Here is a 4,906-nt window from a genome sequence, read left to right on the forward strand (position 1 = left end):
TGACCCCCGGCCGGCCGCGGTGCCGGGTCGCGCCCGTCAGGGTCCGGTCATGCCCTCGATCAGTTCGTGGTGGGCCGGCTGGAGCCCTTCCGGCAGGTCCTCCGGGTCGCACCACCTCGCCTCGAGGATCTCGAAGTCGTCGATGACCAGTTCCCCGCCGACCAGTTCCGCCTCGTAGGCGACCTCCAGCCGCAGCCGGAATCCGCTGCGCAGCCGGACCAGACGGCCGGGCCGGACATCGAGGCCCGTCTCCTCCTTGACCTCGCGGACCACCGTCTGCCCGAACTCCTCGCCCCGCTTGGCGAACCCGGTCGGCAGCCCCCACGGCAGGTCGGGGTTCCACAGCCGGTGCCGGAGCAGCAGCACCCGCCCGCGGTCGTCCCGGACCACGCCCGTCACGCCCACCATGTAGGTCGCGTTGGCCAGCCAGAGGATCCGCCACTGCCACGAGCCGCGGATCCGCCTCCAGACGGTGGCGATGAGCCGCTTGGGAGTCGTCACTCCCCCAGCGTAGGCGTGCGCACGGCGCCGCGAACCCCGCGGTCGTCCCCGCGCCGGCGGGCGACTCCCGCTTGAACATGTTCAAAAAGAGGTCTACCGTCATCCCCGTCAGCGTTTTTGAACGCGTTCAAGGAAGGTGGGGGCATGGACCTCACGGTGATCACGTACGTCGTCTACCTGGTCGTCAGCATCGGGCTCACGATCTGGGTGGCACGCACCCTCAGCAGCAACGGGCGGATCTTCCTCGCCGACGTGATGAAGGGCGACGAGAAGCTGGCCGGCGCGGTCAACCACCTGCTGGTGGTGGGCTTCTACCTGGTGAACTTCGGCTTCGTGGCCCTCTACCTCAACCGGGACGAGAGCGTCGGCAGCGCCCGCGGCGTCTTCGAGGCGCTCTCCACCAAGCTCGGTGTGGTGCTCCTGGTCCTCGGCGTGCTGCACCTGGGCAACGTCTGGGTGCTCAGCAGGATCCGCCGGCGCGGCCGGATGGAGCGGGAGCAGGTGCCGCCGGTGGACCCCCAGGCGTGGGTATCGCCGGTCGCGCCGGCCGGAGCGTGAACGCGTCCCGACGGGTGCCGGTCACCGGGCTGACGGTGCTCTACGACGCCGACTGCCCGCTCTGCCGGCACCTGAGCGAATGGCTGCGGCGGCAGCCCAGCCTGGTCCGGCTGGACCTGGTGCCGGCCGCCTCCGAGGAGGCCCGGTGCCGGTTCCCCGGCGTCGACCACGCGGCGACCCTGGACGAGATCACGGTGGTCGGGGACGCCGGCCAGGTCTACACGGGCCCGGCCGCCTGGATCGTCTGTCTGTGGGCGCTGCGCGAGCACCGCCCGCTCGCCCACCGGCTGAGCACTCCGGCCGGCGCCCGGATCGCGCGCGCCGCGGTGCTCACGGCCTCCAGGTGGCGGGCACACCTGAGGACCGGGACGGCGGCGCAGTCACCGGGCCGCTGGGGCGGCGGGGTGTACCGCCGGGAGGACGGCTGGGTCTACCACCCCGACCTCGGATGGGCCCTCGACGCCCCCGGCTGCCCCGACGGGGCATGCCCCGCGGGCTGAGGGCACTGGTTAGGCTCGGGGCGTGCCCGAACCGAAGGAACCCCGAGCCCCCAGGCCGAAGAGCGAACAGACCCGCACGCTGATCCTGGAGACGGCGATGCGCCTCTTCCAGGAGCGGGGCTACGACCGCACCACCATGCGGGCCGTCGCCCAGGAGGCCGGGGTGTCGGTGGGCAACGCCTACTACTACTTCTCCGGCAAGGAACACCTGATCCAGGGCTTCTACGACCGGATCGGCGCCGAGCACCGGGTGGCGGTGCGGTCGGTCCTGGACCGGGAGACCGACCTCCAGGCCCGGCTGGCCGGCGTGCTCCGGGCCTGGCTGGACGTGGCGGAGCCGTACCACGAGTTCGCCGCGCAGTTCTTCAAGAACGCCGCCGACCCGGACTCCCCGCTGAGCCCGTTCTCCCCCGACTCCAGGGCGCCCCGCGAGGAGTCCATCGCGATCTTCCGCGAGGTGCTGGCCGGTTCCAAGGCCAAGGTGCCGGCCGAGCTGAAGGACACCCTGCCGGAGCTGATGTGGCTCTCGCTGATGGGACTGGTCGTCTACTGGGTCTTCGACCGCACCCCGGGCCGCGAGCGCAGCCACCGCCTCGCCGAACGAGGCGCCCGCCTGACCACCCTCGGCGTCTCCCTGGCCCGCTTCCGGGTGCTGCGGCCCCTGGTCCGCGAGGTCCACGAGCTGTTCACGGACTTCCTGCCGGGCATGGCCGACGCGAAGACCGGCACCGCGGCCGGCACGGAGGAGCCCGGGAAGTCCGGGGAGCCCGGGAAGTCGGGGGAGCCCGGGAAGTCGGGGGAGTCCGGGAAGTCGGGGGAGTCCGGGAAGTCGGGGGAGTCCGGGAAGTCGGGGGAGCCCGGCCCGCGGACGCCCGGCCGCTCCGACCGGTCCGGCTAGAGCCAGCCCAGGCGCCAGAGGCGGAAGACCCCGGTGCCGTCGTTGAGGAACTGGCCGCCGCGGACGTCCTTGCTGGTGACCGTGTACTCCTTGCGCTGCCAGAGCGGGATCACCGGGACCTTCTCGGCGGTCAGGGTCTGCAGTTCCTCGAAGGTCCGCACCGCGCGCGTCCGGTCGCCGAAGGACTGGCTCTGCCGGATCAGTTCGTCGATCCGCTTGTCGCTGAAGCCGTTCTTCATGCCGTTGCCGCTGCCGATCAGCGCCGCGGAGAAGTTGTCCGGGTCCGGGTAGTCCGCGATCCAGCCGAGCGTGTAGGCGTCGAACTCGCCCTTGACGTAGTCCTTCTGGAAGGCGGACCACTCGCGGCCCTCCAGCTTGACCAGGAAGACGCCGTCCTCCTCGAGCTGGTCCTTGAGCTCGTAGGCCTCCTTCTCCCGCGCGCCGACCCTGGGGAAGCCGAGGGAGATCGGAACCGGTGTCTCGACCCCGGCCTGCCGCAGCAGTTCGCGGGCCTGGTCCGGGTCACGCTCCGGGAAGGCGTCGAAGAAGGACGTGTTGTGGCCGGTGAAGCCCGCCGGGATCAGCGAGTAGAGCGGCTCGACGGTGCCCTCCAGCACCGTGGCGGCGATCTTCTCGCGGTCGATCATCCAGGCCAGCGCCTTGCGCACCGAGGGGTCGGCGAGCGGGGCGCCGGCACGGACGTTGAGGACCAGGTTGTTGGTGGAGGACCCGTCGCTCTCGGAGACCCGGTGGTCCGGGTCGGCGGGCGACATTCCGGCGAGCGTCTCGGGCGGCAGCTCCCGGGAGGCGACGTCGACGGAGCGGGCCTTCCACGCCTCGTCCAGCGCCGCCGAGTCGGTGAAGTACCGCAGGGTGACGGGCGTGGCCTTGTCGTCCACGGCCCCCCGGTAGTCCGGGTTGGGCTCGAGGACGGCCTCCTTGCCCTCCTTGTACGAGACCAGCCGGTACCGGCCGGTGCCGTCCACGCCGGTGCCTCCGCGCAGCTCCTCCGCGGGGTACACCGTGCTGTCCACGATCGCGCCGGCGCCGGTGGCGACCTTGAACGGGAAGGTGGCGTCCGCGCTGGAGAGCGTGAACGTGACCTCCTGGCCGTCGGCCTTGACGGAGTCCAGGGTGGAGAAGAGCGAGGCGGGCCCCACCTCGGAGTTGATCTTCAGCACCCGTTCGAAGGAGAACTTCACGTCCTCGGCGGTCATCTCGCGGCCGCTGGGGAACCGCAGCCCGTCGCGCAGGCGGCAGACGTAGACCTTCGCGTCGTCCCCGTCGAAGCCGCACTCCTCGGCGGCGTCCGGCACCGGCTCGGTGCTGCCCGGCTGATAGGTCGTCAACGTCTGGAAGACGTTGGAGAAGACCCCCCAGGAGCCGGCGTCGTAGGCGCCGGCCGGGTCCAGCGAGGTCACCACGTCGCTGGTGCCGACCACGATGGGCTTGGCGTCCGCCTCGGCGTCGGGCATCAACTGCCACGCACCGACGCCGACGACGACGAGAACCAGCAGGATCGCGAGAATCCGCACCCGAACCGAGCGCACAGGTCCCTCCCCAGGGCCCGACACAGCAGAATTTCGCCGATATTCGTCAGACCTTCACATCGGCGGCCACACTGAACCACAGGTGTGACGCATGGGGAAGGAGTTCGCCAGAACCCGAAATTTCGGGGCTCACGCCCGCAGGGAGGCCAGTTCCACCACGGTGATGTCCGACGGCGCCCCGACCCTGGTGGGAGGCCCCCAGGCGCCTGCGCCACGGCTGACGTACAGCTGGGTGTCGCCGTACTTCTCCAGCCCGGCCACCGTGGGGTTGGCCAGCCCGGCGAGGTAGGGGCCCGGCCAGAGCTGGCCGCCGTGGGTGTGGCCGGAGAGCTGGAGGTCGACGCCGTGCCGCACGGCCTCGTCGATGGTGACGGGCTGGTGGGACAGGAGCACGACCGCGCGGGAGGTGTCGCGGTCGCCCAGCGCCCGTGCGAAGTCGGGGCCCTGGCCGTGGTCCTCGCCCGCGATGTCGTTGACGCCGGCCAGGTCGAAGTGGGCCAGCTCGGTGCGGACGTTCTCCAGCGGGCGCAGGCCCAGGTCGCGGACCTCGTCCACCCACTCCTCGGCGCCGGAGAAGTACTCGTGGTTGCCGGTGACGAAGTACGCGCCGTGCCGGGCGCGCAGTCCGGCGAGCGGGGCGGCGGCCGGGCCCAGGTCGCGGACGGAGCCGTCGACCAGGTCGCCGACGACGGCGATCAGGTCCGGCTGGGTCGAGTTGACGGTGTCCACCACACGCTGCGCGAAGGAGCGCCCCAGCACCGGGCTGAGGTGGACGTCGCTGACCACGGCTATCCGGAACCCGTGCGCGGCGCGCGGCAGCCGGGCCAGCGGGACGGTGACCCGCTTGACGGCCGGGCCGTTCAGCACGCCGTAGGTGCCGGCGCCGACGGTGCCGAGAC

At 71.7% G+C, this 4,906-nt stretch carries 6 protein-coding genes; 3 read left to right on the forward strand and 3 right to left on the reverse strand.

Going from position 1 to position 4,906, the window contains the following annotated elements:
• Nucleotides 1-36: 36 nt before the first annotated feature.
• Entirely contained in the window at nucleotides 37-408 is a 372-nt protein-coding gene (locus HW445_RS18385) for an NUDIX domain-containing protein (RefSeq protein WP_218957124.1), read from the reverse strand.
• A gap of 237 nt (nucleotides 409-645) precedes the next feature.
• On the opposite strand from HW445_RS18385, the gene HW445_RS18390 reads away from it, so the two are divergent.
• The 3 genes from HW445_RS18390 to HW445_RS18400 all read left to right on the forward strand — a co-directional run bounded on the left by HW445_RS18390 (nucleotide 646) and on the right by HW445_RS18400 (nucleotide 2,457).
• Nucleotides 646-1,059: a hypothetical protein gene (locus HW445_RS18390; protein ID WP_180222085.1), complete on the forward strand. Its 414-nt coding sequence runs from the start codon at nucleotides 646-648 to the stop codon at nucleotides 1,057-1,059.
• Nucleotides 1,056-1,559: a DCC1-like thiol-disulfide oxidoreductase family protein gene (locus tag HW445_RS18395; RefSeq protein ID WP_180222086.1), complete on the forward strand. Its 504-nt coding sequence runs from the start codon at nucleotides 1,056-1,058 to the stop codon at nucleotides 1,557-1,559. The genes HW445_RS18390 and HW445_RS18395 overlap by 4 nt, the downstream gene beginning before the upstream one ends.
• A 97-nt stretch (nucleotides 1,560-1,656) precedes the next feature.
• Complete coding sequence (locus HW445_RS18400; RefSeq protein WP_180222088.1) at nucleotides 1,657-2,457, forward strand: TetR family transcriptional regulator; 801 nt, start codon at nucleotides 1,657-1,659, stop codon at nucleotides 2,455-2,457.
• On the opposite strand, the gene HW445_RS18405 is transcribed toward HW445_RS18400, so the two are convergent.
• Entirely contained in the window at nucleotides 2,454-3,992 is a 1,539-nt protein-coding gene (locus HW445_RS18405; protein WP_308799430.1) for an ABC transporter substrate-binding protein, read from the reverse strand. The genes HW445_RS18400 and HW445_RS18405 overlap by 4 nt on opposite strands.
• 144 nt (nucleotides 3,993-4,136) lie before the next feature.
• Nucleotides 4,137-4,906: metallophosphoesterase (locus HW445_RS18410; protein ID WP_180222087.1), on the reverse strand; the 770-nt coding region annotated here is incomplete at its 5' end.

Origin of the sequence: Streptomyces sp. UH6, assembly GCF_013421635.1 — a bacterium.
Classification (GTDB): Bacteria; Actinomycetota; Actinomycetes; order Streptomycetales; family Streptomycetaceae; genus Streptomyces; species Streptomyces abyssomicinicus.

Excerpts from the sequence above, each read along its gene's own strand:
- HW445_RS18385 (WP_218957124.1), bottom strand. The coding sequence starts at position 408 with ATGGTGGGCGTGACGGGCGTGGTCCGGGACGACCGCGGGCGGGTGCTG.
- HW445_RS18390 (WP_180222085.1), top strand. The coding sequence starts at position 646 with ATGGACCTCACGGTGATCACGTACGTCGTCTACCTGGTCGTCAGCATC.
- HW445_RS18400 (WP_180222088.1), top strand. The coding sequence starts at position 1,657 with ATGCGCCTCTTCCAGGAGCGGGGCTACGACCGCACCACCATGCGGGCC.